We start from the raw sequence: 25,999 nt of genomic DNA, 5'->3' as shown, positions 1-25,999 counted from the left end.
TGTATCAAAAATCTGAATCTGTATTATTAATAATTAAATAATGTAAAATGTTTTTTTTGATTTTAGACCGCTGGTTTTTGGTTTAATGAGTATACTATAGAAGTAGGGAATTACTTGTCTACGCTTATCTGTTTTTTTCTTAGTTTAAGATGTTTTTCAGCTTTAAAGACTTTTACAGCGGGTATTTTTTGATGTTTTTATCGTTTGATATTTGGGCAGGTAACTGCAGGATAGCTGAAATTTTCGATAAGTATACTTTTATAAAAATAAAAATATGAGAAATATCATGTCTTTCAGATTTAACTTTTCTTACGTTTTAATTTAAGAGAAAGTATAAAATTAATAATCAATCATAAAATGAAGAAATCTATAGTAACTTTGGGTATTTTGTTAAGCACCACAGGTTTTATCTTCGCACAGGAAAAAGATACTATACAATCAAAACCTAATAAAACCAAGGATATTGAGGAAGTGGTCGTAATCGCTTACGGTACCCAGAAAAAAGGTGAAGTTACAGGTTCTGTAGGGCGAGTAAGTGCAGAAAGCTTCAAAGATCGTCCTATTGCAAGAGTAGATCAGGCCTTGACGGGACAGATTGCCGGTGTTAAAACACGTTCTACAACAGGAAAACCGGGAGAACCTTTAGAAATCAGAGTTCGTGGTACTGCTTCTATCACCGCAAGCAATTCACCTCTTTACGTTATTGACGGAATTGTTGCCGACGACATGGGAAATATTTCTCCTGACGATGTGCAATCGATTGAAGTGCTAAAAGATGCGGCATCTACAGCGATGTATGGGTCTAGAGGTTCTAATGGTATTGTGATTGTTACCACCAAAAAAGGAGTTTCAGGAAAGCCTTCATTCACATTTTCTCAATATTATGGAGTACAAACCATCGAGAAAAAACTAGACATCATGAGCAGCTCAGAGTGGATTGATTATGCGACTGAAGCAATCAATAAAAGATGGGTGGTTTTAGCTCCTGGTAATTCGGCTTCCGACAGTTATGAAGTAAGAGCAAAATATTTTAATTTACCCAATACTATCGATTACAATTTAGCCAACATCAACTATATGCTAGATCCGAGATGGGGAACTAATCAGGTGGCAAATATTGATTGGCAGGATGCTTTTTATCGCCCGGCTGCTATCCAAAATTATCAATTGTCGGTAAGAGGAGGAAGCCCGAATGTAAAATATGCAATTTCTGCAGCCTATTTTGATCAGGAAGGTATGGCTTTAAACACTGGCTTTAATAGATTCAATTTAAGTGCTGTTGTTGATGTTAATATCTCAAGTAAATGGAAAGCAGGAATTGCACTAAGACCAAGTTACTCACAAAGCTACGGTGCTGCAGTTGACGGAAAAGACAATGAAGCACACAAAATGCTTTCTATGGTTCCGGTCGCAGAATTAGGAGCGGGACTTTATACCAACTTCTGGAATAATATACGATACAGATGGGCGGGTTCTACCGTGAGTCCGATTGGTACTTTAGAAAATACAACCAATAACACCAACGAGTTTAGAATGTTATCTAGTATGTATATGTCTTATGACATTTTACCAGATTTAAATTTTAAGATTTCAGGAGCGGCGACTAATAATTTTAACATCAATAACGGCTATATTCCAACCTTCAATTTGGTGACCAATATTCCGGGGCAGGTAAGTATTGGAAGCCGTAGAACGGTAAATTATAACAGATATTTAGGAGAAGCTTTATTGAACTATAAAAAGACTTTCGGAAGTCATAGTATTGCCGCCCTTGCAGGATATAGTGCAGAAAATTCCAGAACGACTAGTCAATACAACCGTAACAAAGGTTTTGCTAATGATGATTTGAAAACATTTAACTTTACTCAATCGGCTTCTGTGTTAAATTCAGAATATACTGCTTCAGAATGGATGTTAACTTCATTGTTTGGGCGTGTAAATTACGATTATCAAAAGAAATATATGGTATTTGCAAGTATTCGTAGAGATGGTTCTTCCAGATTTGGTTGGGATAATCTTTACGGAACTTTTGCCGCATTTGGTGGAGCTTGGAAGGTTGACAAAGAAGAATTTTTAAAGAACCAATCTTGGTTAAGCAACTTAAAACTACGTTACAGTTGGGGAGAAAACGGAAATAATGCCATTGGTGATTACAAGTCTTTTGGAACATTAGCAGGAGGGAATTACTCATTTGGAGGCAATTTATCTAACGGTTTAGTCCCAAACAGCATTGAAAATCGTATTTTAACTTGGGAAAAAACACAATCATCAGATTTTGGTTTTGAATTGGGACTATTCAACAGGATTGATCTCTCAGTTGATTATTATACTAAAAAAACCAAAGCTCTTCTTCTTCAAGAGCCTATACTTTTAGCAACTGGTTTTCCAAGCATTATTGGAAACGTGGGATCTGTGGAGAATAAAGGTTTAGAATTTGAATTAAGCACCAAAAATTTAACAGGTCAATTTAAGTGGAACACTTCTGCCAATATTGCATTTAATAATAATAAAGTATTGCAATTAGGGAATAACAACAAGCCTATTTATACAGGTTTTAGTAACTTAACAAATGTTATACAGGTCGGTGAAGAACTGAACTCTTTTTATCTTTATGAAGCAATCGGGGTTTTATCAAGTGCAGATATCAATAATACTGGTGTTGCGAAAACAACTGGTGCCATTGCAGGAGACGTGAAGTACAGAGATTTTAACGGTGATGGTAAAATTGACGAAAACGACCGTCATATCATCGGTAGTCCCACTCCTGATTATTATTGGGGATTTACCAACACATTTTCATACAAAGGATTTGATCTTTCTGTATTTTTTCAAGGTCAGAAAGGAGGTTATAGCTACGCTTTGTTAGGTCGTGCAATCGATCGCCCTGGAATGGGAACCACAACCAACGTAATGGGGAACTGGGCAAACCGTTGGCGTTCTGATGCAGATCCTGGAGACGGTAAAACCCCAAGATTAGATGGTACTACAGGAGGTCTTTTAGATACAAGATGGTTATATGATGCCACTTATATTCAGCTTAAAAATGTGACTTTAGGATATAATTTCCCACAGGAATTGGTAAGCAAATTAAAGGTCTCAAACCTTAGACTCTATGTGAGTTTAGAAAATGTGTGGAGAAAAGATCATTATTACGGTGGTTACAACCCAGAATCTGTACAGTCAGACGGTACCGATTACGGAGCATATCCTAATGCAAAAGTGTATATGATGGGCCTAAACTTTAATTTCTAAAATTTTTACAATGAAGACAACTACAATAAATATATCCAGATCACCATTTAATATGAAAAATTTAGGAAAAGTATTGATTTTTGGTGCATTAACATTCGGAACAATAAGTTGTAGCCGAGAAGATTTGATGCTTGAACCTGAAAATAATATTACCCAAACCTCTTTTTACACTACAGAATTACAGATCCAGCAGGCCGTTTCGGGAGTGTATTCGGCGATGATCAATGCTTCTTCGAGAGGTGGCTATGATGTGAATTTTTACTTATTAGCATCAGAAGTTCGTTCTAATAATTATACCGCACTTTCACAAAACGGAAACAGAGATTATTACGCGATCAATCGTTTTCAAGACAATTCTACCACAGAAGAGATGGAAGTTCTTTGGGAAGATGCCTATCAAATGATCACGTATGCCAATAATATTTTAGTAAGAATTGATAATGTTCCTTTTGCAAGCGAAGCAACAAAAGAACAATACCGTTCAGAAACCCGTTTCTTAAGAGCGTATGCTTATTTTGAATTGATGCGTTCTTTTGGGAAAGTTCCTTTAATCGAAAAACCCGTGAGTCCTACTGAAGCGGCTGCAATACCAAGAACAGATCTAGCAACACTTTATAACTTCGTTACTTCAGAACTTGAGGCTTCTGTAGCAGGATTGAAAAATATACATGATGCAGCTAATAAAGGAAGGATTACCAAGTCTGCAGCTCACGCAATGTTAGGTAGAATTTATCTTACAGGATCGGGTTATCCTTTAAATAACAGTTCTTACGTTGCAAAAGCAAAAGATCATTTGTTTGCTGTCATTCAGGGGGAAGGTCAGTATGTTACCTGGTCACCGAACTATGCAGATTTGTTTAAAAGTACGAATGACAACAAATATCACATCTTCGAAATCCAGCATATAAGCGGAGGTTTGTCACAAGGTTCTTATTTGCCGAGCTATGTTTCTCCAAATTTTGGTACCGCTGATCCTTTGTATAATCCGCAGGGAAGTTTATTTACCTCAGGTGAATTAGGAGTTTCTCAATCTTTGATTAATTCTTATGAAGCGGGAGATTTAAGAAAAGCGGTAACGGTTAAAACCCAGTTCATCGCACAAAACGGATTGGTAGACAATGCCAATTATTTCATTAAATTCCGTGAGCCCGGAAAAGTGATCACCAACCGTTACGATTGGCCAATTAATTTCCCGATCATCCGTTACGAAGATGTTCTTTTGATGTATGCTGAAGTTTTAAATACTCAGGGAAGTACAAGTACAGCTGTTCCTTATTTGAATAGAATTCGTCAGAGAGCAGGTCTTGCGGCTGTTTCTACATCAATTTCTGCAGCAGATTTCACAACGGCACTTCGTAAAGAAAGAAGAGTAGAGTTTGCAGGAGAAGGTATTTATTGGCATGATTTGGTACGTTGGAATACTGGAGTGGCGGTCATCAATCAGGCTGCAGCTGCTTTAAACTACAATTTTACCATTACAACCAACGATTATTTATACCAAGTTCCTTTATCTCAAATCCAGATTGCGGGATACGATCAAAATCCTTAAAAGATGTTTTAAAAAGTTGACTGATATTTTTGAAAATGAATATCAGTCAGCTTTATCTTTATATAAAAAGAAAATCCCGAAGCGCAATTGCTCCGGGATTTTTTCGTAATTATATAATATTGATTTAGTGTCTCTTAAATAATATTTCGTCCATTTTTGACTGTTTTACATAGATCTTTTGAAAACTTACCGGCATGTATTGATATAACATTTCCCATTGATGAGTGTCGGTTTGTTTTTTAAAACTCTTGAAAGATCTTACAAAAAGATTTTCAATAATCTGTTTTACGTTTTGCGTTCCGTTTCTATAAATCCAGCCCATCATTTTAATGTTGTGGTTCACAATGTTAATTTTCGATTCCTGTAAAAGGTTTTTCAGGTGATCTACTGTTGTCTGAATAATTCCTGCAAAGTTATCTTGTGCTGAAAGTTGCACGATTTCCTTTTGTAACGAAGGATAGAATACTTTTAAATGTTCAATTGCCCCATTTTCATTAATTACTTTCTTCTCAATATTCTTCATTTTAAATATTTTTCAAAACATTCTTGTATTAGCTAAAAGTGTACCAATTGCTCTATCGAGATGTTAAAAAAACTACTCTTCATGTTAATTTTGTTTTAAGTTTAAATCTTTTGGTAAGCCTATTGTTAATAGTTATTTTAGTGAATTTTTATTTCTTTGTTTAGTGATTAAAATTGTAATTCGTTGATTTTAATTGGATTAATTGATACTGGTTTTTATTGTTTAGTAATGAAACATTTAAATGATATAATGAAAATTTTTAAAGTCAAATTTTAAATTCTTAGAATTAAGAAATTTAAAATCTTCATTTTTTTTTGTAATCTTCACAATTTTTGTTGCCATCTTTGCCCCTTAAAGAGCTTTATCCATTTATTAAATCTTTGCGTTTTAAATATATCTATTTAAAGGATATTCATTAAAGATAAATATACAATTAGTCGATTTTAATTTTCAGAATAAATATATTTGCAATCCATAAAAATCAGAGATGTTTACAAAAATCGTAGTTCACAGAGTCGGAAATAAAATCAACGGAGAATCACTTATACTTTCACAGGAAGAACTTCAATTGGATGAAGGCACGGTAGAAATGCTTGAAAATTACTTTTTAGGCTCTTTTAAAACTGAAGAAACCTACCAGTTTTACAGCGATTCTTATTTGGTAAACAATCCGGTTTTCAGTTCGGTATCTGAAATTTTTGATGATAAAGCGAAGTTCCTTTGGGAAGCAGAAAATATTGCAAAACATCTTTTCGAAGCTGCAGAAAATCCGAGAGTTCAGGGCGGAGAATTATTTATCGTTTTCTTTGAAGACGAAAGAGAAAGCGATGAAAGAGTAGATAAAATAGGGATTTTTAAAACCGAAAAAAGAGATTCTTTCTTAAAGATATTCCCTAAAAACGAGTCTTTCGAAATTGAAAAAGATCAGGGAATCAGCCTGTCAAAAATCGATAAAGCAGCATTGATCTACAATAACAATAAAGAAAGTGGGTATGTACTTTCCGTGGTTGACAACAACAAAAACGGAGATATGTATTACTGGTTTGAGGATTTCTTGAAGGTAAAACAGCGTGATGATGAGTATTTTCATACGCAGGAAGCTTTGATGGTTTACAAAGATTTTATCGTGAAACAGCTTCCGCAGGAATTTGAAGTTTCAAAAGCGGATCAGGCTGACTTTTTAAACCAATCTATTAATTTCTTTAAAGAAAAAGAAGAGTTCAAACTGGATGAATTTGCTGCTGAAGTCTTAAAAGACGAACATGTAATCGAAAGTTTTAATAATTATAAAACCGATTACGAACAGGAAATGCAGATCAATATTGCCGAAGAATTTCCGATCAGTGAAGCGGCAGTGAAAAAAACGCAGCGACATTTCAAAAGTATTATTAAATTAGATAAAAATTTTCATATCTACATTCATGGAGATCGAAAAATGCTTGAGCAAGGGCAGGATGAGAAAGGGAAATTTTATATGCTTTATTTTGATAAAGAAGTATAGAGATTAGTTTACAATAAATTTCGATCATTTTATGGAAAAAAACTACAGATTTATTGCCATCAGTTCGCTGGCAATATCCCTCATTGGTATTTTAAGTTGCTTTTATTCGTTTTACAGGGTATGGAATGGAGCATCGCAGTTTAATACAATTCCTGAAATTTTTCGAATTTTATTTTCATTCAGCACATTAAATCTAGATTTCACCAATCGATTTGAGCATCTTGATATTTGGAATTTTGTCTTTTATCTGCTGCTGTTCATTGGCTCGTTGCAGTTTATAAAAACTAAAGGAAAAGAAACACGTTTCATTGGTTTTGTATTTTCTGTGATTTTTTTTAATGCTATTATTGTGCTTTTACAAAGTACATTTTATAAATTTTTTCTTACAAAATGGCAGAATGTAACGTCTCTGCAAATATTTTCTATAATCATCGGTTATCTTGCTTTAATGGGCGTTTTGTTTGTAAGTTATCGAGTTTTAAAATTGATTAAAAGCGGAAAAGAAATAGACGTAATAATAACTGAGAACAAAACGATTGTTACCGATACCGGAAAGTGGCAGCGATTTTTTCATTGGGTTGTTGATTTGACGGTGATGTCTTTAGTTGCTATTCCTGTGATTATAAGTTTAGGATATTGGCTTGCAGATTCTGGTATTTTGAACGGAAATGAAACGCTTCAGATATTTTTTAGAGGAAGATGGTCTTTGTACACCATTATTTTCTTATTCATTTTTATTTATTATCCAATTTCAGAGATTCTTTTTGGATCATCACCCGGAAAGTTTTTAACGGAATCCAGAGTTGTTAATTCTAAAGCAGAATCTCCCAATTCGTCTACAATATTTTTGAGGACTTTATGTAGAAATATACCGTTCGATGCACTTTCTTTTTTCTCTAAAAGAGGATGGCACGATTCGCTTTCTGAAACGTATGTGGTGAAAGAGAAAAGAACAGGTTTTAAAACCAATAGATTATTGTGGATTTTACCGGTTTTAGCAATTTATCTTTTGGTAATGTATTTCGGAAAAAGATTTTATACTGAATATAAAGCCAGTATTGAATTTAATAATACAATGTCTGAAAAACTAAACTTTTTGGAATCTGAAATTAAAAATCCAAACACGAATCAGTTTTTTGTAGTGAATGATGTTGGCTATTACGGAAACATAAACAATTATGGTTTTAAAATAGAAAAAATTGAAGGCAGCAAAATAACGATCAAGAGAATTATTGGCGAATCTCTATCAGAATCCAGCTTTGCACAGGCAAAATATCTTTATGATCAACAGAAAGATACAGCAAAAACATTTATTATCAGAAGAGATAATCTGGTGAATATTTTCCCAAAAACTCAGGACGAAATTTACCGTCCGGTGAGAACATTAGAGTTTTTCGAACCGGGAATTCGCTACGGAATTGAAAATGTTTACAATTTTGTGACCCCTTATTTACAAGTTTCGATAGGCTCTGATAGCAATGATTACAGTAATCATAATGCATCTGTATATTTTCAGAATCTTGGTGGAAGCGGAACGATACTCAATATAAAAAATATCAATAATGATATTAAATGGAAAACCTCTTTTCCGTTAAAAGTAACGAATGATGTGCAGTCTCCAACAATTGTTCCGGTAGAAAATTTTAAAGTAAGTGAAAGAAATATTTCACAAATTGAGATGTTAGATTCTTTAAAACAAAAACATATTTATCTGTTGAAAACCAATGGCATGCAGACGGAAGTGACAGAGGTTAAGTAAATAATAAATATTATAAATTATTTTTGTAATGTTAATTAATTTCTTAATAATTGTGAATTATGATTATTATTTAAGTAATTAAATTCTGTATTTATTTTAATAAATCACAATTATTGTTAATAATTGTTGTATATGTAATCTCGCATACCACACGAGGATTGTTTTGGCGGATTATTTAGCTATCTTTGATTTTTATTAGCATATTATGAATTTTGTTGAATGTCATGATGAGCCCATTCATATTCCGGGCTACATACAAAGTTTCGGATACTTGATTGGCATCGAGACAACTTCTCTTACCATTGCTTTCTTCAGCGAAAATATCTCGGATATTTTTAAAATAGAACGTTGTGAAAATCTTTTTGGAAAAAAGCTTTCGCAGTTTCCTGAAGTATTTCAAACAGTATTAGATTCAGACATTTTCAAAGATGCAGGGTTTCTTTCAAAAAGAGAAAATGAAACCTACTTCGACAAAATTGTAATCGCTGAAAAACAATACCATTTTTCGGTTTTCAGAGCGAATGATTATATTTTCCTCGAGTTTGAAGCAGTTTCTGAAAACCATCAGAAGCGCATTACCAATAAATATGATAATTTTTATATTATTGATAACGAACAGGAAATCTGGGATCAATTGCTCAATACAGTTTCCAATATCATCAATTATGACCGGATCATGGTCTATAAATTTATGAATGATGGTTCCGGGAAAGTGATTTCAGAAAAAACAAACAGTCATCTGGAAAGCTATTTAGGACTTCATTATCCTGAACACGATATTCCGAGACAGGCGCGTGAGCTTTATAAAAAGAAAAGAAAAAGAATATTTTCTAATGTTTATTCAGAGCCGGTGCGTATTCTCAGCCGAAGCGGAAAAAATATCGATCTTACTTTTGTGGCTTCCAGAGCAATGTCTCCCATACATGGTCAGTACATCAAAAACTCAGGAGCTTCATCTAGTTTCAGTATTTCAATTATTATCGACGATAAACTTTGGGGATTGGTAACTTGTCATAATTCTGAAGCGAAACATATTGATCTTGAAGATCGTGTGCAGGCAGGAATTTTCACGGTTTTAGCATCCAATGCTTATTCTTCTTTTAAAGCTAAAAAAGAATTAGAATATCGATTAGATCTAAATGAAAAACTAAACCAGCTCAAATCTGAATTCCTAAAACATGGAACTTTATTTGACTCTTTAGATTCTAATAGATCTGAATTGAGATTGATGCCAAAAGCTGACGGATTGGCAATTATTTCAGATACAGAAACCATGACAGATGGTTTAACTCCCGATAATGAAACGATTGATAGGATCATTGATTGGGCTTATCAAAATACGTCGCAAAATATTTTCATCAGCAATAGTTTTCTGAAAGATCATGGAGATGAATTAAATTTAAATCCAAAAACCGCTGGAATTATTATTTATTTTATTGAAAGAAGTAAAAAAGAAATTTTGATATGGTTTAGAAAAGAATTTGACGAGCATATCAACTGGGCTGGAAATCCGGAGAAAACAATTGATGTCGTTTCTAAAGATGGTATTGAGACTAAGTTTATTTCTCCAAGACAGTCTTTTGAGGTTTTTACAGAAAATATCAGAGGAAATTCTAAAAGATGGAGTGCGAAAAATGTAATTGCAGTAAATTTAGTACGTGATTTGATTCTTGAAACTTCTCACAAACAGTATATTACCATAAGAAAACTGAATGACCAGCTGAAAAAAGTAAATGAAGAGCTAGACAGTTTTTCGTATACCATTTCACACGATCTGGGAACGCCGCTTACGGTGATGAAACTCAATGCGCAGATGTTGCTCAATACTTTAGGTGATATTACAGACAAGGATAAAAATAAGATCAATTCTATCATCGGCGAGATTGATAACATGGCAGAAATGATGCAAAATGTACTTCAGTTAAGCCGAGCAAAGCACAGCGAAATACAGCTTGAAACCATTGAAACCAATCTCACCATTCGAAAAATTACAGAGAATGCAAAAATCACGTACGACAGTCAGAAAAGTATGGTGGTGATCAAAGAATGTCCGGAAGTTTTGGCAGATAAAACAATGCTTCATCAGGTGTTTTTAAATATAATCAATAACGCCGTAAAATATTCATCAGACCAAGAACAGCCGATTATTGAAATAGAAGGTACAGAAGCCGGAGATCAAATTATCTATAGAATTAAAGATAACGGTATTGGTATTCCGGAAGAAAATAAGCATAAAATGTTTAAAATTTTCAACAGAATGGATAATGCTAAAAAGTTTAAAGGAAATGGAGTAGGTCTTTCAATCGTTCACAGAATTATGAATAGATTGGGCGGAAATGTAGATTATGAGAGTAATAAAGACGGAACTTGCTTTATTTTGACGTTTCAAAAACCTAAATTTGTGAAACTTTAAAACAAAAATATGGTATCTGAATATCTAAAACAAAATACAGCCGAGTATCACGATGCTGCTGAAAAACTATTTAGTTCTGATAAAATTTTTAGCAAAACTTTCACTTTAGAAGATTACAAGAAGATCATTAATACCAATTATTTGATGCTTCTTCACAGTGAAAACAAAATATTCAACAGTCTTTCGGACAAATTCAGTGAAAAACTTCAGTTGAACCAAAGAGTGAAACTTCCTTTGATCGAAAAAGATTTGGCAAGTTTAGCTTTAGAAAACCAAACCGCTTCTCACGATTTTGAATTGGCGAATGAGCATGAGGCTTTAGGAGCAATGTATGTCATTGAAGGTTCTACTTTGGGTGGAAATGTTATTGCAAAACAGCTTTCTAAAACGGAAGGTTTTGATAACGTAACATTTAATTTTTTCGGATGTTATCAGGAAAATACAGGACCAATGTGGAAAAACTTTAAAGAAGTTTTAGACACTGAAGTGGCTGAAGAAAATTACAACGAAGTATTATCTGGAGCTAAAAAACTATACACGTTTTTACTAAACGTTAATTAATTTCCTTAAATAAGAATTAAAATTCCCGAAAGATTGCTCAATTTTTCGGGAATTTGTACATTTGGGAAGCAAAAAATTAAACGAACAAATAAATAATAAAAAGTAATATTATGAAACTGTAAAGTTCCATAATGTCAATTAAAAACAATAAATCAATATATTATGAAAGTAACTGTAGTAGGTGCAGGCGCTGTAGGTGCAAGTTGTGCAGAATACATCGCAATGAAAGACTTCTGTTCAGAAGTAGTTTTAGTAGATATCAAAGAAGGTTTTGCTGAAGGAAAAGCAATGGACTTGATGCAGACTGCATCTTTGAACGGATTTGATACAAAAATTACAGGAACAACAGGAGATTACAGCAAAACAGCAGGTTCTCATGTAGCAGTAATCACTTCTGGTATTCCAAGAAAACCAGGAATGACTAGAGAAGAATTAATCGGTATCAATGCGGGAATCGTAAAAGAAGTTACTGAAAACTTAGTAAAAAATTCTCCGGAAGTAATCATCATCGTGGTTTCTAACCCAATGGATACAATGGCTTATTTGGTACACAAAACTTCAGGTCTTCCTAAGCACAAGATCATCGGTATGGGTGGTGCTTTAGATTCTGCAAGATTCAAATACAGATTAGCTGAAGCTTTAGAAGCTCCAATTTCTGATGTAGACGGTATGGTAATCGCTGCTCACAGTGATACAGGAATGCTTCCTTTATTGAGCAAAGCAACAAGAAACGGAGTTCCTGTAACTGAGTTCCTTGACGAAGCAAAACAAAAATATGTAATCGAAGAAACTAAAGTTGGTGGTGCTACATTAACTAAATTATTGGGTACTTCAGCTTGGTATGCTCCAGGTGCAGCAGTTTCTGTGATGGTTCAGGCAATTGCTTGTGACCAGAAGAAAATGATTCCTTGTTCGTTAATGCTTGACGGAGAATACGGACAAAGCGATATCTGTCTTGGTGTTCCTGCAATTATCGGGAAAAACGGTGTTGAAAGCATTGTAAACATTTCTTTAACTGAAGAAGAAAAAGCTAAATTTGCTGAAGCTGCACAAGCAGTAAGAGAAGTAAATGGTGATTTGAAATTCTAATTAATTAGATTTTATATAAATGAGATCCGCATCGTAAGATGCGGATTTTTTTTATTAGCTCTATTTTATAAGATTTGTTTTCCTTTTAGAATTTATAATTAAGAATGTCAATAATATTTGAGTTGCAATAAATATAAAAAATGGAATTGTAAAAGCTGGATAATTTAAAGCTTCACTAGAAACGTGCATCAATCGGCTTGCAACTGCCGAAATCATAAGTGCAAAACTGATTAACGAAATTAAAACAGGATGTTTACTTTTTATAAAACTTAGAATCATTCCTAAAAGACCTAAAAATGCAAAAAGCTGATCAATGTTTCCAAAGTCAAAAACAGTAAAACTCAACCAAAAAATAAAAGGAATTGCTATCATTTGCCCCATCAACATGATTAGAGAATAAGAGGCAATTGAGAATATCTTTAAATATTTCATTATTAGTTTTTTTAAGTCTTAAAGTAAATTTACCTTTCTTTGATAGGCTATCTATAATTTATATGACGATTTAAATCAAGAACTACTTTAAAACTTTAACCTCAATTTCCACTTTCTAGTAAGGAAGCAATTAAGAATCTAAGTCAAATTTTTCAATTCTATATTTAAAATTTCAATTAATCTCCACCACAACCTCCGCAACTGCTGCATGAGCTTCCGCCACAGGATGAGTCTGATGATGAAGATGAGGTTCCGCAACCACCATCCGAATTGACTGATACAGATCGATTTGTTAAAGGAACAAAAGAAGTGGTTAAAACTGCCGTTCCCATAAGGAAATAGCTCCATTGCCAATCGTTGTCGGTGTTTTTTTTGGGCAATATAGCGGTTTTGTATAAGTCGGGTAAAATTTTAGAACTAAATAAATTAGTTAATTTTAGTAAGTATCCTATCATCATAAAAATGAAAATAACAACAGCAAAACTTATGAGCAAAACGGGTTTGTCGCGTAAAATTCCAGTGACAATTCTTAGAAATCCGAACATGATTAATGATAGAAAAACAGCGAAATTCAGAACGAATAAATTGGAGAAAACTTTTGACCGGATAAAATATTTTTTAACCTCATCCATCGATTTAATGATGTTTGAAAACGCAGGTTTTGTAATCAACTGAATTAAAAAATTAGGATAAGAAGTTTTACCAAGATCATTTAATAAGTCGATAACCTGTTGATGTTCTCGTGATTGTATGAACGTTAATTTGTTAGTGCTAATCGTTTGATCTTCATTTATTTTTATCGAACCATTATCAATCAATTCATTTACGGTTCCGTTGACTACAGAAGAAATATTTCGGTCTTTAAGATAAATTAATTCATAAGGCTGAAGATCAAATACAAAAGAGTCTTTATCGAATAAACGGATTGCTTGTGCCAACTTTCTTCGGTTATACCATTCCAATCCCACGAAAGAAACTATGATTAATCCTAAAAATAAAAAAATGAAATCAGGATTTTTAATGTTGAGATACAACGGTTTCAATAAAAAATAAAGCGGAAAACTTAGAACCATGAATGCAATTATTCCTACAATTAATGAAGTTCTCAGTTTAAAGTTCGATTTTTTCAGGTTCAGACTTTCATACGGATTTGCATGATCCCAAATACTTTCAGGTTGTTTTCCAAAATGAGTTTCATACAGTTTTGTCGTCCGTTCTTTGGCGAGTTTAAATTTTTGAAAATCTTCCTTATTGTGTGTGGAAGGAATATGCTGAATTTGTTTTCCTAAAATCGTACAAAATTCTGAATAAGATTTGGTGAAAATAAGATGTTGATGCCAAGCCGTATCTACAATTTCTGAAGGTGAAACCATCATATCTGAAACTGCAGCTAGATACATGAATTTTTTATATTCTAAAATCGCCTGTTTTGTAAAATTTTGAGTCCAATAATTTTCATGAGCCAACCGTAATGTAAAATCATATTCACTTGGAGGCTGATCAAAATCAAACAGCTCAATTTTTTCCCAAAGATCTTTATTCATCATTTTTTTTGAATGTTGAACTTAAAGATAAGTAATTTTTAAGTTCAATATTCTATGTAGATCTTTAGATAATAAGATTTAACATTTATTTAAAAACAATCTGTCACCAATTCCATATTCACCATTGCGCCGGCTACATTTCCTGTCATTACTGCGTTAGAAACCGAGCGCATCATTGAAGAATTATCACCACAGACAAAAAGGCCGGGAATATTTGTTTTCTGAAACTGATCTGTTTTGATGTGACCAAATTCTGTAAACTCACAGCCTAAATTTTTCGGGATTTCCGAATGCTGATGAAAAGGAAAAGCTCCATAAACTGCTTCAAATTTTATTTCTGTACCGTCTGTGAAAATAATGCTTTCAACAATTCCTTTATGGTGCTTTAATTCTGAAATTTCATTTTCAATAATTTGAATATTGTTTCGGTTCAGTTTTTCTCTTTGTTCATCGGTTAAATTGGCTTCTCCTCTTGTGATAAGCGTAACATTCCCGGTTAAATTTTTAACAAGTGAAGAAATATGTACAGCTTTATCTCCATTGGCAATAATTGCCGTTTTTTTGCCTTTGTATTCGTAGCCGTGACAATAAGGACAGTGGATCAGAGATATGCCCCAAGATTCTTTGAAACCTTTGAGGTCAGGAATTTCATCTACAATTCCTGTTGCAATAATCAATTTCTTTGAATGAAATTTTTCACCTTTTTCTGTGGTGATTTCAAAACTGTTTTCAGTTTTTTTAGCATCAATTGCTTTTCCTTTGTGTAAATGAACAGTTTCATATTCACTCACTTGTTTTTGCGCACTTTCTGCGATTTCTTTGGGTGATTTTCCGTCCTGCGTCAAGAAATTATGAGAATGTGGAGTTTTCTCATTGCAGGGTTTTCCGCTGTCTATTACTAAAGTTTTTCTTAGTGACCTACCTAAAGCCATTGCTGCAGAAAGCCCGGAATAACTTCCGCCAATAATGATTACTTCGTATTCTGTTTCATTCATAGTTTCTGATTTTAGAGATTTGCAAAAAATATTTTAGTTTGAAAAGTTTGGCAAAGTTAGAATAAATTTTTATTATTGCAACATAATCGCATTAATAAAATGATAAGAAGAAGTACCCCAACAAAAGAGGCAGTTTTTAATGTTCTAGCAGGCTCTCGAAAAGCGATGAGCTCAGATGCAGTGATGCAGAAAGTTGATATCAGTATTGATCGTGCTACAATTTACCGTGTTCTCAATCGGTTCTGTGAAGACGGAATTCTTCATAGAATCGTGGCAGAAGACGGAAAGCAGTATTTTGCTATTTGTATAAAATGTGAAGAGAAAAAACTGGCAGATCATCATTTTCATTTCAGATGTACAAAATGTGAAACGATAGAATGTTTACCGAATGAAGTTCAGTTTTCCTTAGAAAAGGGCTATTTAGTTGAAAGTGTAAATTGTATTCTGACGGGGATTTGTAAAGATTGCTCATAAAAAAACCTCTGCAAAAACTTACAGAGGTTTTTATTGGATGTTTAAAGACTTATTTTTTCTTTTTATTTAAAGTATCTGCTTTAGGTTTTTCATCTACGATTGACATTTTATTTTCGAAAGGCTTAGCTTCTAAAACGGTGATGCTGGTTTGGTCTTTGCCGAGATTGTATTGTACAAAAACTGTTTTTTCGGTAGTTCGGATAATGTAGGTGTTTACATTTTTCCAGTTGTTGCAGGAGTGCATGTAACCTAAGTTATAAGCTTCTGGATCTTCTCTTTTTATGCGTTCTTCTTCACCATCTCGTAAAGGTTCTCCAGTATTGATTTTTACACCACCTACATTTTTAATTAATTCATCAAAACTTTTCTGGATTTCAAGCGGAGAAAATTTCTTGTCTTTAAACTCTTCAGAGATCCTGATCTCGGCTTTGTATGTTTTACCTTCCATCGAGGTATATGAACCGTGATCGTAGAAATATTCTTTATCAAAATCTTTGGTTTGGCCGTCTCCATGATAAGAATTTGGATCGGTGAAAGTATATCCCTGAGGAAGCTGGAAGTAAGGAAAAGTTCCATGGAATTTATCAGTAACAGGAATTTTACTGATGTTATAACCTGTATCTGAGATTACTTCAGAAGAATATTTTTGTTCTTTGGAATTTTTATTTGCTCCGTTTTCAGAAACATCCTGATTTTGATTTTTTTTATTGCACGACCATAAAGTAAGCACAGCCAAAGCACTTGTTAAAAGTGTATTCTTCATATTCAATAGGTTGAGAGATATAATTCTGCCTATTTGTGGTAGCAAAATTGATGCTAATAAAGATGAAAAAAGTTTAAAATTATGTTAAATTGTAAATAACGAAATGATGTCGAAATTATTTTAAAGCATTTAAAACTCTCTCAAATTCCAAATCTTTTTTATTTAAAAAATCCTGATCTTTATATTTGATCACTTCATCAATTCTCACTCCTGTTTGTTGGGTTTGCGAATTATCGGGATAAAAAATTCCGTTTCCGGTAAATTCTAAAAGATAATTTCCTGGAAGATCTACTTTGACTACATCACCATCTGCACCAGCAGTTTGTTGACCTATTGTAATTGACTGAGGGAAGATTTTCTGTAAATTCATCGTGTACCATTCACTTGCGCTTCGGGTTTCAGTATCAACGATAATGAAAACTTTACCGGAGTAGGACATCGTCTTCATATCTTTTATTTCAGGGAAGTAATGATAAGAATCTTTCAGGTAAACAAAAGTGCCTATGTTTTTAAGATTTGGAGCATAATATTTATAAAAATAATTTTCAGTTGGTGAAAAGTACTTGTACACATAATGAAAAATAAATCCGCCCCAATCCGGATAACCTCTCATGTCAAAAACCATTGCTTTTTTCTTTGAGGCATCTAGAATAATGCTCTCCATTTTTTCATCAATCTTATCGTCATCCACATCATTGATGAATTGTAGCGTGTTATTAATATTAAAATAGGCAATATCTTTATTTATTAGTTCTCGGGTCGCCCATTTTTGGTTCTTATTGTTTATATAATTTGAAAGTACATTGACCTGTGTTTTACCTAAAGTGTTTACAAGTTCGATATTTGTCGTAAATGCCTTGTTACCGGATCTTACCTTTAATGATTTTTGCGGAATATTGTCTGACCAAATAAGATCGTTTTGGTAGGATGAAAGTTCGAATATTAACTTTTCACGATTAGAAACAGAAAGTAGCCTGCTTTTCTCATCGATGATCTGTGATATTTTTTTACCGTTAATTTCTGTGATGTGATCTCCTTTTCTGATGTTTGCTTTTGTACAGGTCTCGGGAAATACGATGTCGGTAACCAAGAGATAATTGTTTACAATTTTATAATCGAAAGGGGAGTAATAAGAAGCGTTAAACAAAAAATCGTTTCTGTAATTGAGTTCACGATAAAATTTAAAAGCATGGCTGTCTTTCATTTTAGAAACGAGTTTTGCCAAGATGATCTCAAAATCTTTCCTTGAAGTTACTTTTGAGTTTTCATTTAAACTGCTTTTAAAATATTCCTCAAAACCTTTATCCATAATATATTTGTGAGGAAAAAGGTAATCTACAACTCCCTGTATTTTTGCTAAAGCGAGTAAGCGATATTCAATGGGAAGGTTTTCAGTTTTTGGAAATGGATATTTTTTTTCGTCACTTACTGATTTCCCTTTTGGCAGGTCTTCAAAATTATAACGGTGATCGTAAATCGAGTTGAGTACCTCTTTATTTTCATAGCTTATTTTTCTGTTTTTCTGAAACCAATTGAAGTTTTGATTTTTTGTAAAAACATCCAGTGCTGTTTCAGAAGGAGCAGAAGCTGTAAATTTTTTATTGAGCTTTCCAGTTAATTTATCAACGATAGAATTAAAATCATCTTGTGAACTGATATTTTTCACATTCACTAAAAACAAACTATCGGCATCAATTTTTCCGCTTGCCAGATCGGGATGATAATATTTAATAAAATTCCAGGTTTTGATGAAGTCATAATACTGATCTTTCTGAGCGAAAATGTATTGTTGAAACAAAAAAAAGATAAGGAGAACTGATGTTTTTTTCATGATGACAAGTAATTTTTAAAGATAACAGATATTTGTGAATTGAAATGTTAAAAATCAATAAGTTGAAACTTTTGCTTTTATTACCCTCAGAACATTGATCATATTTATTTTATGGATGAAAAACCAAAAAGAACTTTAATAAATAACAATTGTGTATCATTAAATTTAATTAAAATTTCACACCCCAAAACTTTCAAAACCCGTAAATTTGTGGTACTAAAAAGTTATTCAATGTTTAGGAAAATTTCAATTGCTGCAGCTGCATTGCTGTCTGTAATTCCAATCAATGCTCAGAAAAATAAAAACAATCAGGTTGATAGACCCAAATTGGTAGTAGGTTTGGTCATTGATCAAATGAGGTGGGATTATCTTTACCGATATTACAGCAAATACGGAAATGATGGTTTCAAAAGACTTTTAAATAAAGGATATTCTTTAAATAATGTGCATATTCCTTATGTTCCTACTGTCACAGCTTTAGGGCATACTTCGATTTATACAGGCTCGGTTCCTGCGATTCATGGGATTGCCGGAAATGACTGGACAGACAAAGAAACCGGTAAAAATGTATACTGTACAACCGATGAAAACGTACAGCCTGTTGGTACAACCAATGTAAAAGTAGGAAGTCATTCTCCGAAAAATCTTTGGTCTACAACTGTTACAGACGAACTGAGATTAGCGACTAATTTTCAGGGAAAAGTAGTTGGAGTTTCTTTGAAAGACAGAGCTTCAATTCTTCCGGCTGGTCATACTCCAAATGGAGCGTATTGGTTTGACGATTCTACCGGAGATTTTATTACGAGCACTTGGTATATGAATGATTTGCCTCAATGGGTAAAGTCTTTCAATTCACAAAACTTGCCGGATCAATTGGTTGCAAACGGTTGGAATACTTTATTACCGATCGATCAATATACAGAAAGTTCGCCAGACAATTCTCCTTGGGAAGGGCTTTTAGGAAGTTCAAAAACTCCTGTTTTCCCTTACAGTAATTTGGCTGAAGATTATAAAACTAAAAAAGACAATATTCGTTACACGCCTTTTGGAAATACTTTAACTTTAAAACTGGCTGAAGCTTCTGTAGAAGGTGAAAATTTAGGAGCTGATGAAGTGACTGATATTTTAGCCATCAACTTAGCTTCAACAGATTATGCAGGACATAAATTTGGTCCGAATTCTATTGAAGTAGAAGATGTTTACCTGAGATTGGATCAGGATTTAGCTCAATTTTTCAAATATCTGGACGGAAAAGTTGGGAAGAACCAATACACCGTTTTTGTTTCTGCAGATCATGGTGGAGCACATTCTGTAGGTTTCCTGAAAGAACATAAGATCAACACAGGATTTTTTGGCGAAGGAATGGAAAAAAGCTTAAATGAAAAACTGAAAGCTAAGTTTGGAGTTGATAAATTAATTAACGGAGTTGATAATTACCAAATTTATTTCGACAGAAAATTAATGGCTGATAACGATCTTGAGTTGGAAGATATTAAAGAATTTGCAATCCACGAACTGGAAAAAGATCCAACAGTTTTATACGCAGTTTCTACAACAGAAGTACAGGAAGCAACAATTCCTGAGCCGATCAAACAAAGAATTATCAACGGAATCAACAGACAGAGAAGTGGTGATATTCAGCTGATTTCTCATGACTCTATGCTTCCTCCATATTCAAAAACAGGAACTACACACAGTGTTTGGAATTCTTACGATGCACACATTCCTTTGATTTTTATGGGATGGGGAATTAAGCATGGCGAAAGCAACAAACAGTATCACATGACCGATATTGCACCAACGGTTTCAGCTTTGTTGCATATTCAGTTTCCAAGTGGAAATGTGGGTAATCCGATCACTGAGGTTATTGGAAGATAAGATTGAACTTAACTCATATAAAATCCCCGTAAAATTTATTTTTACGGGGATTGTTTTTTTATAATTGGAGATTTATTGTTCGTCAATTTCTTCTTCCTCATCTTCATATTGTTCAAGAAAATAAGTGAAAGTGAAATCTTCAACTTCATCTTCTGTATCTTCTAAAGTGATTAAAAGGTCTTCAAAAAGTTCAAGTTGGTCAACGCTTAAATTAACAAACTCTATGTGAAGTGGCATTTCCAATTCACCAGAAATTATATCTGAAAGTGCATCCAGATTATCACCGAAATGCTCCGGAAGTTTTATTTTTTCTTTAAGCTGAGTGTAAAAATCTTCGTAATCTCCGATTTCTGTAAAGTCGATGTATATTGTGCTCATAGTTTATTCAAATTTTACTTTGCAAAGGTATGGGTTTTCCGTGATTACAATGACGAATTATTTCTTTTCAAAACTTTTATAATGATCTTTGGTTAAATACACCTCGCCGTTTTTAGTAAAAATAATTCTGTCACTATTTCTGTTTCCGCAGCTGTAATTAACATCGGCTTCAAAATATTTTTCATCTTTTGGAAGTTTGCCTTCACGGTTTCCAAAATGATCTCCACCAATTGCTTTTCCGGGCAAAACTTCACAAAGATTTCCCTGAGAAGGATTCCAACCCAGCTTTTTAGCTTCATTTTTCGTGATGTAATAATTCGGAAGTTGGTGATTTTGCTTTACATAATTAATGATAGTATTTTCATTAGTAAGTTCATCAATAGATTGTTTGTCAGATTGATTTACTGAAGCTTTCGAAACATTTTCAGTTTTGTTTGGAACCTTTTTCTCTGCAATAAAATTATTATAAACAAACATCACAGACATTCCGAAAAGAAGTCCGAGACAGGCAAAGAAAAGCGAACGTATTTTAGGATTCATATGATTCAATTTACCAATTTATCAGTGTATCAATGTAACAATTAATTAGTAAACTGTTACATTGATAGATTGTTACATTAATTAATTCCTCCATTCCTCATTAATATTACAAACAGGGATTGGATTAATCTTGTGTTGAGCCGCTTTATTCATTCTGCTGAAAATTTTAAAAACTTCCAAATCTCTTCCGTTGTAATCGGCTTCAGTTTTTGTTCCCCATTCTTTCTGAATTTTTTCAAGCTCAGGATAGGTGGCTCCGATTTGCATTTCATCTGTTCTTTCTGCATCCCAAAGTCCATCTGTAGGGATCGCTTCCTGAATATTTTTCACGAGATCTAAAGCTTTTGCCAATGCGTAAACTTCGGTTTTGTAAAGATCGGCGATAGGGGAGACATCAACACCGCCGTCACCGTATTTGGTGTAAAAACCGATTCCGAAATCTTCTACTTTATTTCCTGTTCCACAAACTAGAAGACCGTTGATTTGCCCGTAATAATACAAAGTAAGCATTCTCAAACGTGATCTTGTATTGGCAAAAGCCAATTTTTCGTTCGGAAACTCATCATCATGTACATCAAAAGTTTTGTACAATTCTTCAAAAGCTGGAGTAAGATTCACTGACATTGCCTCAACATTCGGGAATTTAGATTTCAGATCATTCATGTGTTCCCAAGCGCGGTTTACCTGATCTTCTTTTTGGCGAATTGGCATCTCGATCAACAACGTTTTCAAACCTGTCATTGCTGCCAAAGTAGAAACCACTCCGGAATCTACACCACCCGAAACTCCGAGTACATAACCCTTAGATCCTGATCTTTCGGCATAATCTTTTAGCCATTGTACGATATGATCGATTACTTTTTGTGTCTGCATTGTCTATTTTTATATTTTAAAATTTTCTTTTTTAAGTTCGTACCATAAACAGATTCCGTCCGGTTCGGTAAATTCACCTGTCTTTTCAAATCCAAGTTTTGTTAAAATATGGTTTGAAGCCTGATTTTCACAATGAGCATAGGCGTAAATGACTTCAGCTTTTAAATCATTAAAACCATACTCCAAAGAGGCTTTTCCCGATTCTGTAGCGTAACCTTTTCCCCATGTTTCAGGTAAAAAACGATAGCCAAGTTCATAGAAATTTTGATATCCGTTAACTTCGGAAGTATTTAGTTTCAATCCACTCCAGCCGATAAGAAGTTCGCTCTCTTTTTCGATCACAGCAAGCCTTCCCACACCATTATCTTCATATTGCTGTATGATCATTTTTACCACTTCTTTCGATTCTTCCACTTTAGAAAGAGTAGGCATTCCGATATATTTCATGACCTCCTGATTAGAGTCGAGGAGGAAAAGTCGCTCATGATCTGCCTCTTCGAGTTTTCTTAAAACGAGTCTTTTTGTTTCTAGGTACATATTTTATTTTTTTTCAAGTCCGAAAATTGTTACATTTTTTGTGCTTTTTTTGATGTCTGTTTTTTTCAATGGATTTCCTATAACATTCAATCTTTCTAAGTTTAAATTTTTAGAAAGATCAAGTTTTTGGATCTGGTTATGCTCGATGTTTAATTTCCTTAAAAACTTAAGACTGCTTACATCGATTGCCTTTAATTTATTTAAAGATATAGTTAATTGATCAATTCCCGATGTCGATCTCAGCGAAATATCTGTGATCTGATTGTTATCAAGAAAAAGAGAGAGCAAAGAATCTAAATTTTCTGCTGTAAAGGTCGATGTTTTGCATTTTGCACAAGAAAAGAGTTCAAGTTTATTCAGGTTTTTAACAGAAATATTTGAGATGGTATTATTATCAAGAAGGATCATTTTTGCATTTTTAAAATACATTAGATCATCGGTCATTGTAATACCTTTTTTTACCGCGAAAAGATTTTCTACTTTTTCTGCTTCAAGCTTATTAATGAAACCGTCTTTGTTTAGATCAAAATTTTCTACAACTACTTTTTCTAAGTTTTTATCCTTAAAAACAAGATTTTGTGACCAGAAAAAGGGAATTACTGCAATCATAAAAAGGGAAGTAATTATTTTGCATTTCATCATTAAATTGTGTTTAATTCATTATTTTTGTAAACTTAAATTTCATGTAAAAATAATGAAGATTTTTAGAATTGCAGCACTTTCATGCCTTTTAGTTTTAAGTTTAAACTCTTGTAAAAAAGAGCAGGAAACTGATTGGAAAGTAGAAATAAAAAATCCTGCCGAAAAGGTAGACGTTACTGATATTTCAAAAGAATTTTACGATGTAAATGTACCTTTAGATCAGTTTAAAGCTAAGTTTCCATGGTTTCAGGGAACGGTTTCTGATGCCGATTTTGCTAAAAACAGAACGAATGCTGATGAAGTGAAGATCTATAAAGAAGCAATTGCAAAAATAGATCAGACAAAGCTTCAGAAAGAACTTCAGGACTTGTTTTCGCATATCAAATATTATTTCCCCAATTTTAAAACGCCGAAAGTATATCTGTTTTCATCAACATTACAGATGATCCAGGATCCTATATTTTTTGATGATAAGACCAATTTCCTGTTTATTGATGTAAGTGGTTTTATGGGAAATAATAATCCTAATTATAAAGGTTTGGAAGGTTATTTTCAGAAATCGATGAATCCGAATAATATTGTTCCTAAAGTTTCAAGGATATTTGCAGAACAGGTTGTTCCTTTTTCTCCCGATCATCAGAAATTTATTGATCTTTTGGTGTATAACGGAAAAATAATGCTGCTTCAGGAAGCTTTTCTTCCCGAAACCCCCGATTATCTGAAAATGGATTATGATAAAAAGCAATACGATTGGTCTGTTGCCAATGAAGCGAATATCTATAATTATTTTGTTGAAAATAATTTAATTTTTGGAGACGATCACCGTTTGGTTGACCGTTTTATCAATCCGGGACCGTTTTCAAAATTTTATACTGAAATTGATAACGAATCTTCGCCAATGGTTGGTGTGTTTATCGGATGGCAAATGTGTAAAGAATATTTAAAGAAAAACCCTGAAACAAAATTGATCGATTTCCTTAAAATGGATGCCACGGAAGTTTTTAATAAAGCAGGATATAAACCGAAATTAGAAGAGTAAATTTTGTTGATTGGTTTTAGTTGATGGTTGTTAGTTTTTAACATTATATAATTCATTATTCTATCAACGATCAACCAAAACCCAACAACCAATTAAACATATTAGAAAAATAGAAAAAATGAGAAAGACCCAAATAACGATAGATGTAGAGCTGGATGAAAACCACATTCCGGAAAAAATGACTTGGAATGCTCAGGATGGAGGCGTAGAAAAAGAAGAAACAAAAGCGGTAATGATCTCCGTTTGGGACGAAAAAGCTTCAGAAGCTTTAAGGATCGACCTTTGGACCAAAGAAATGCCGGTTGACCAAATGAAAATGTTTATGCATCAGATCTTAGTATCTATGGGAAGTACCTATCAGAGAGCAACAGGAGAAGATGATGTTGCAGAATGGATCGAGCAGATCGCAGAAGAATTTGCAATAAAATCGGCAATAAAAATGTAAATATTGACATTTAGTTCTAATAAGCCATAATTGTTGAAAAGGATAATTGTTTGGTTATCAATATTTTTTTTGTTAATTTTAAGTCTAACTTAAATTAAAAAAAAATGAGAAAACTTTACTTTTTAACAATTATGGCTTTTTTGTGCTCAGGATTCATGAAGGCACAATTTGGAAGCTGTGCAAACGCTCGTCCTATCACAAATGGATTTACAGAGGCTAACATTACAACAGCCGGAACTGGTACAGCTCCGGAATCTTGGGTAACGAGCTTCAGCAGCCAATGTCTTACAGCAAGTGGAAGTCAATATTATGGAAGTGTATTTACTTCTACTGGCGGAGATTATCTCTTTTCTTACACATCAGGAAGTGTAGCTGGTGAATCAATTTCTATTACAATTCAAACTCACACTCCATATCAAGGAGTTGCAATGTTTACAAGCTGCAATGGAACTTCTATTGATGGCTGTGTTGCATGGAAATATAATGCACAAGCAGGTACAGCGACCTTAACGACCAATAATCTGGCTGCTAATCAGACTATTTATGTTGCAGTAGGGATTTGGGCATCGCCTAATAATTTGAATTTTTCAGTAACCAATTTTACAGTAACTCCTTCTTCTTTGTCAGTAGATGAAAATGAGCTTAAAACCTCTTCAAATGTTTATCCAAATCCAGTTAGAGATGTTCTTAACATTTCAAATTTGAAAGAGAAAACAAATGTAGCCATAATTGATATGAATGGTAAAGTTGTAAAAAAGGAAACCGTTTCAGCAGAAGGAAAGATTAATGTTTCCCATTTAACTCCTGGTGTTTATATAGTGAATGTAGGAACAAAAGAAGAAGGGAAGTCTTATAAAATTATTAAAAAATAACAAATTTTAAGATAATTTATAGCGGAAAGGTAATTGCCTTTCCGCTTTATCTTTGCCTTGGTAAGGTATATTTACTAACTTTGAAGTTTCTTTCAAAAAATACTTAGAA

Annotated in this window: 23 protein-coding genes; 12 read left to right on the top strand and 11 right to left on the bottom strand. The window is 33.4% G+C overall.

The features are described from left to right. Nucleotides 1-357: 357 nt before the first annotated feature. Complete coding sequence (locus AB671_RS07290) at nt 358-3,252, top strand: SusC/RagA family TonB-linked outer membrane protein (protein ID WP_066676220.1); 2,895 nt, start codon at nt 358-360, stop codon at nt 3,250-3,252. 10 nt (nt 3,253-3,262) lie between these two features. Then, complete coding sequence (locus AB671_RS07285; RefSeq protein ID WP_082987258.1) at nt 3,263-4,801, top strand: RagB/SusD family nutrient uptake outer membrane protein; 1,539 nt, start codon at nt 3,263-3,265, stop codon at nt 4,799-4,801. A gap of 124 nt (nt 4,802-4,925) precedes the next feature. Here AB671_RS07285 and AB671_RS07280 read toward each other — a convergent pair whose 3' ends face one another. Continuing rightward, nucleotides 4,926-5,324, bottom strand: coding sequence for a hypothetical protein (locus AB671_RS07280; RefSeq protein WP_066676224.1), 399 nt, complete (start codon nt 5,322-5,324; stop codon nt 4,926-4,928). 487 nt (nt 5,325-5,811) lie between these two features. On the opposite strand from AB671_RS07280, the gene AB671_RS07275 reads away from it, so the two are divergent. The 5 genes from AB671_RS07275 to AB671_RS07255 all read left to right on the top strand — a co-directional run bounded on the left by AB671_RS07275 (nt 5,812) and on the right by AB671_RS07255 (nt 12,647). Beyond that, nucleotides 5,812-6,825 carry a nucleoid-associated protein gene (locus AB671_RS07275; RefSeq protein WP_066676226.1) on the top strand — a complete coding sequence of 338 codons (1,014 nt, stop codon included), beginning with the start codon at nt 5,812-5,814 and terminating at the stop codon, nt 6,823-6,825. A gap of 31 nt (nt 6,826-6,856) precedes the next feature. After that, a complete protein-coding gene (locus AB671_RS07270) occupies nt 6,857-8,584 on the top strand; it encodes an RDD family protein (RefSeq protein WP_066676228.1) in 1,728 nt (575 codons plus the stop codon). Between the two features lie 205 nt (nt 8,585-8,789). Further along, a complete protein-coding gene (locus AB671_RS07265) occupies nt 8,790-10,997 on the top strand; it encodes an ATP-binding protein (protein WP_066676230.1) in 2,208 nt (735 codons plus the stop codon). A gap of 9 nt (nt 10,998-11,006) precedes the next feature. Continuing rightward, entirely contained in the window at nt 11,007-11,558 is a 552-nt protein-coding gene (locus AB671_RS07260; protein WP_066676232.1) for a biliverdin-producing heme oxygenase, read from the top strand. 162 nt (nt 11,559-11,720) lie between these two features. Next, on the top strand, nt 11,721-12,647 hold the full coding sequence (locus AB671_RS07255; protein ID WP_066676234.1) for a malate dehydrogenase: 927 nt from the start codon (nt 11,721-11,723) through the stop codon (nt 12,645-12,647). Nucleotides 12,648-12,707: 60 nt separating this feature from the next. Here AB671_RS07255 and AB671_RS07250 read toward each other — a convergent pair whose 3' ends face one another. From AB671_RS07250 to AB671_RS07240, 3 genes are all read right to left on the bottom strand, one after another. Then, on the bottom strand, nt 12,708-13,079 hold the full coding sequence (locus AB671_RS07250) for a hypothetical protein (protein ID WP_082987257.1): 372 nt from the start codon (nt 13,077-13,079) through the stop codon (nt 12,708-12,710). Between the two features lie 176 nt (nt 13,080-13,255). Further along, complete coding sequence (locus AB671_RS07245; protein WP_082987256.1) at nt 13,256-14,626, bottom strand: glycine-rich domain-containing protein; 1,371 nt, start codon at nt 14,624-14,626, stop codon at nt 13,256-13,258. An 86-nt stretch (nt 14,627-14,712) separates the two neighbouring features. Next, entirely contained in the window at nt 14,713-15,618 is a 906-nt protein-coding gene (locus AB671_RS07240) for an NAD(P)/FAD-dependent oxidoreductase (protein ID WP_066676236.1), read from the bottom strand. 99 nt (nt 15,619-15,717) lie between these two features. Between AB671_RS07240 and AB671_RS07235 the strand changes: the two genes are divergently transcribed. Further along, nucleotides 15,718-16,092, top strand: coding sequence for a Fur family transcriptional regulator (locus AB671_RS07235; RefSeq protein WP_066676237.1), 375 nt, complete (start codon nt 15,718-15,720; stop codon nt 16,090-16,092). Between the two features lie 49 nt (nt 16,093-16,141). On the opposite strand, the gene AB671_RS07230 is transcribed toward AB671_RS07235, so the two are convergent. Beyond that, entirely contained in the window at nt 16,142-16,855 is a 714-nt protein-coding gene (locus tag AB671_RS07230) for a hypothetical protein (RefSeq protein ID WP_066676239.1), read from the bottom strand. A gap of 115 nt (nt 16,856-16,970) precedes the next feature. Further along, nucleotides 16,971-18,686, bottom strand: a complete 1,716-nt coding sequence (locus AB671_RS07225; RefSeq protein ID WP_066676242.1) for a S41 family peptidase — start codon at nt 18,684-18,686, stop codon at nt 16,971-16,973. Between the two features lie 231 nt (nt 18,687-18,917). On the opposite strand from AB671_RS07225, the gene pafA reads away from it, so the two are divergent. Next, on the top strand, nt 18,918-20,564 hold the full coding sequence (gene pafA / locus AB671_RS07220; RefSeq protein ID WP_066676353.1) for an alkaline phosphatase PafA: 1,647 nt from the start codon (nt 18,918-18,920) through the stop codon (nt 20,562-20,564). A 72-nt stretch (nt 20,565-20,636) separates the two neighbouring features. On the opposite strand, the gene AB671_RS07215 is transcribed toward pafA, so the two are convergent. The 5 genes from AB671_RS07215 to AB671_RS07195 all read right to left on the bottom strand — a co-directional run bounded on the left by AB671_RS07215 (nt 20,637) and on the right by AB671_RS07195 (nt 23,534). After that, nucleotides 20,637-20,942, bottom strand: coding sequence for a barstar family protein (locus AB671_RS07215; RefSeq protein ID WP_066676244.1), 306 nt, complete (start codon nt 20,940-20,942; stop codon nt 20,637-20,639). A 57-nt stretch (nt 20,943-20,999) separates the two neighbouring features. Continuing rightward, a complete protein-coding gene (locus AB671_RS07210; protein WP_066676246.1) occupies nt 21,000-21,482 on the bottom strand; it encodes a ribonuclease domain-containing protein in 483 nt (160 codons plus the stop codon). An 81-nt stretch (nt 21,483-21,563) separates the two neighbouring features. Further along, nucleotides 21,564-22,355 (bottom strand): NAD(+) synthase, encoded by a 792-nt coding sequence (nadE, locus tag AB671_RS07205; RefSeq protein WP_066676248.1) that lies wholly within the window; start codon nt 22,353-22,355, stop codon nt 21,564-21,566. Between the two features lie 9 nt (nt 22,356-22,364). Continuing rightward, on the bottom strand, nt 22,365-22,892 hold the full coding sequence (locus tag AB671_RS07200; RefSeq protein WP_066676250.1) for a GNAT family N-acetyltransferase: 528 nt from the start codon (nt 22,890-22,892) through the stop codon (nt 22,365-22,367). 3 nt (nt 22,893-22,895) lie between these two features. Beyond that, nucleotides 22,896-23,534 (bottom strand): hypothetical protein, encoded by a 639-nt coding sequence (locus AB671_RS07195; protein ID WP_066676252.1) that lies wholly within the window; start codon nt 23,532-23,534, stop codon nt 22,896-22,898. 52 nt (nt 23,535-23,586) lie between these two features. Here AB671_RS07195 and AB671_RS07190 point away from each other — a divergent pair, with 52 nt between their 5' ends. From AB671_RS07190 to AB671_RS07180, 3 genes are all read left to right on the top strand, one after another. Continuing rightward, entirely contained in the window at nt 23,587-24,573 is a 987-nt protein-coding gene (locus AB671_RS07190) for a gliding motility protein GldB (protein WP_066676253.1), read from the top strand. A 118-nt stretch (nt 24,574-24,691) separates the two neighbouring features. Continuing rightward, nucleotides 24,692-25,018 carry a gliding motility protein GldC gene (gene gldC / locus AB671_RS07185; protein ID WP_066676254.1) on the top strand — a complete coding sequence of 109 codons (327 nt, stop codon included), beginning with the start codon at nt 24,692-24,694 and terminating at the stop codon, nt 25,016-25,018. 104 nt (nt 25,019-25,122) lie between these two features. Continuing rightward, a complete protein-coding gene (locus AB671_RS07180; protein ID WP_066676255.1) occupies nt 25,123-25,890 on the top strand; it encodes a T9SS type A sorting domain-containing protein in 768 nt (255 codons plus the stop codon). Nucleotides 25,891-25,999 lie beyond the last annotated feature (109 nt).

Source organism: Chryseobacterium sp. BGARF1, assembly GCF_001677955.1.
GTDB lineage: Bacteria > Bacteroidota > Bacteroidia > Flavobacteriales > Weeksellaceae > Chryseobacterium.
Note: the sequence above shows the minus strand (reverse complement) of the source record. Positions and strands in the feature narration are given on the sequence as shown.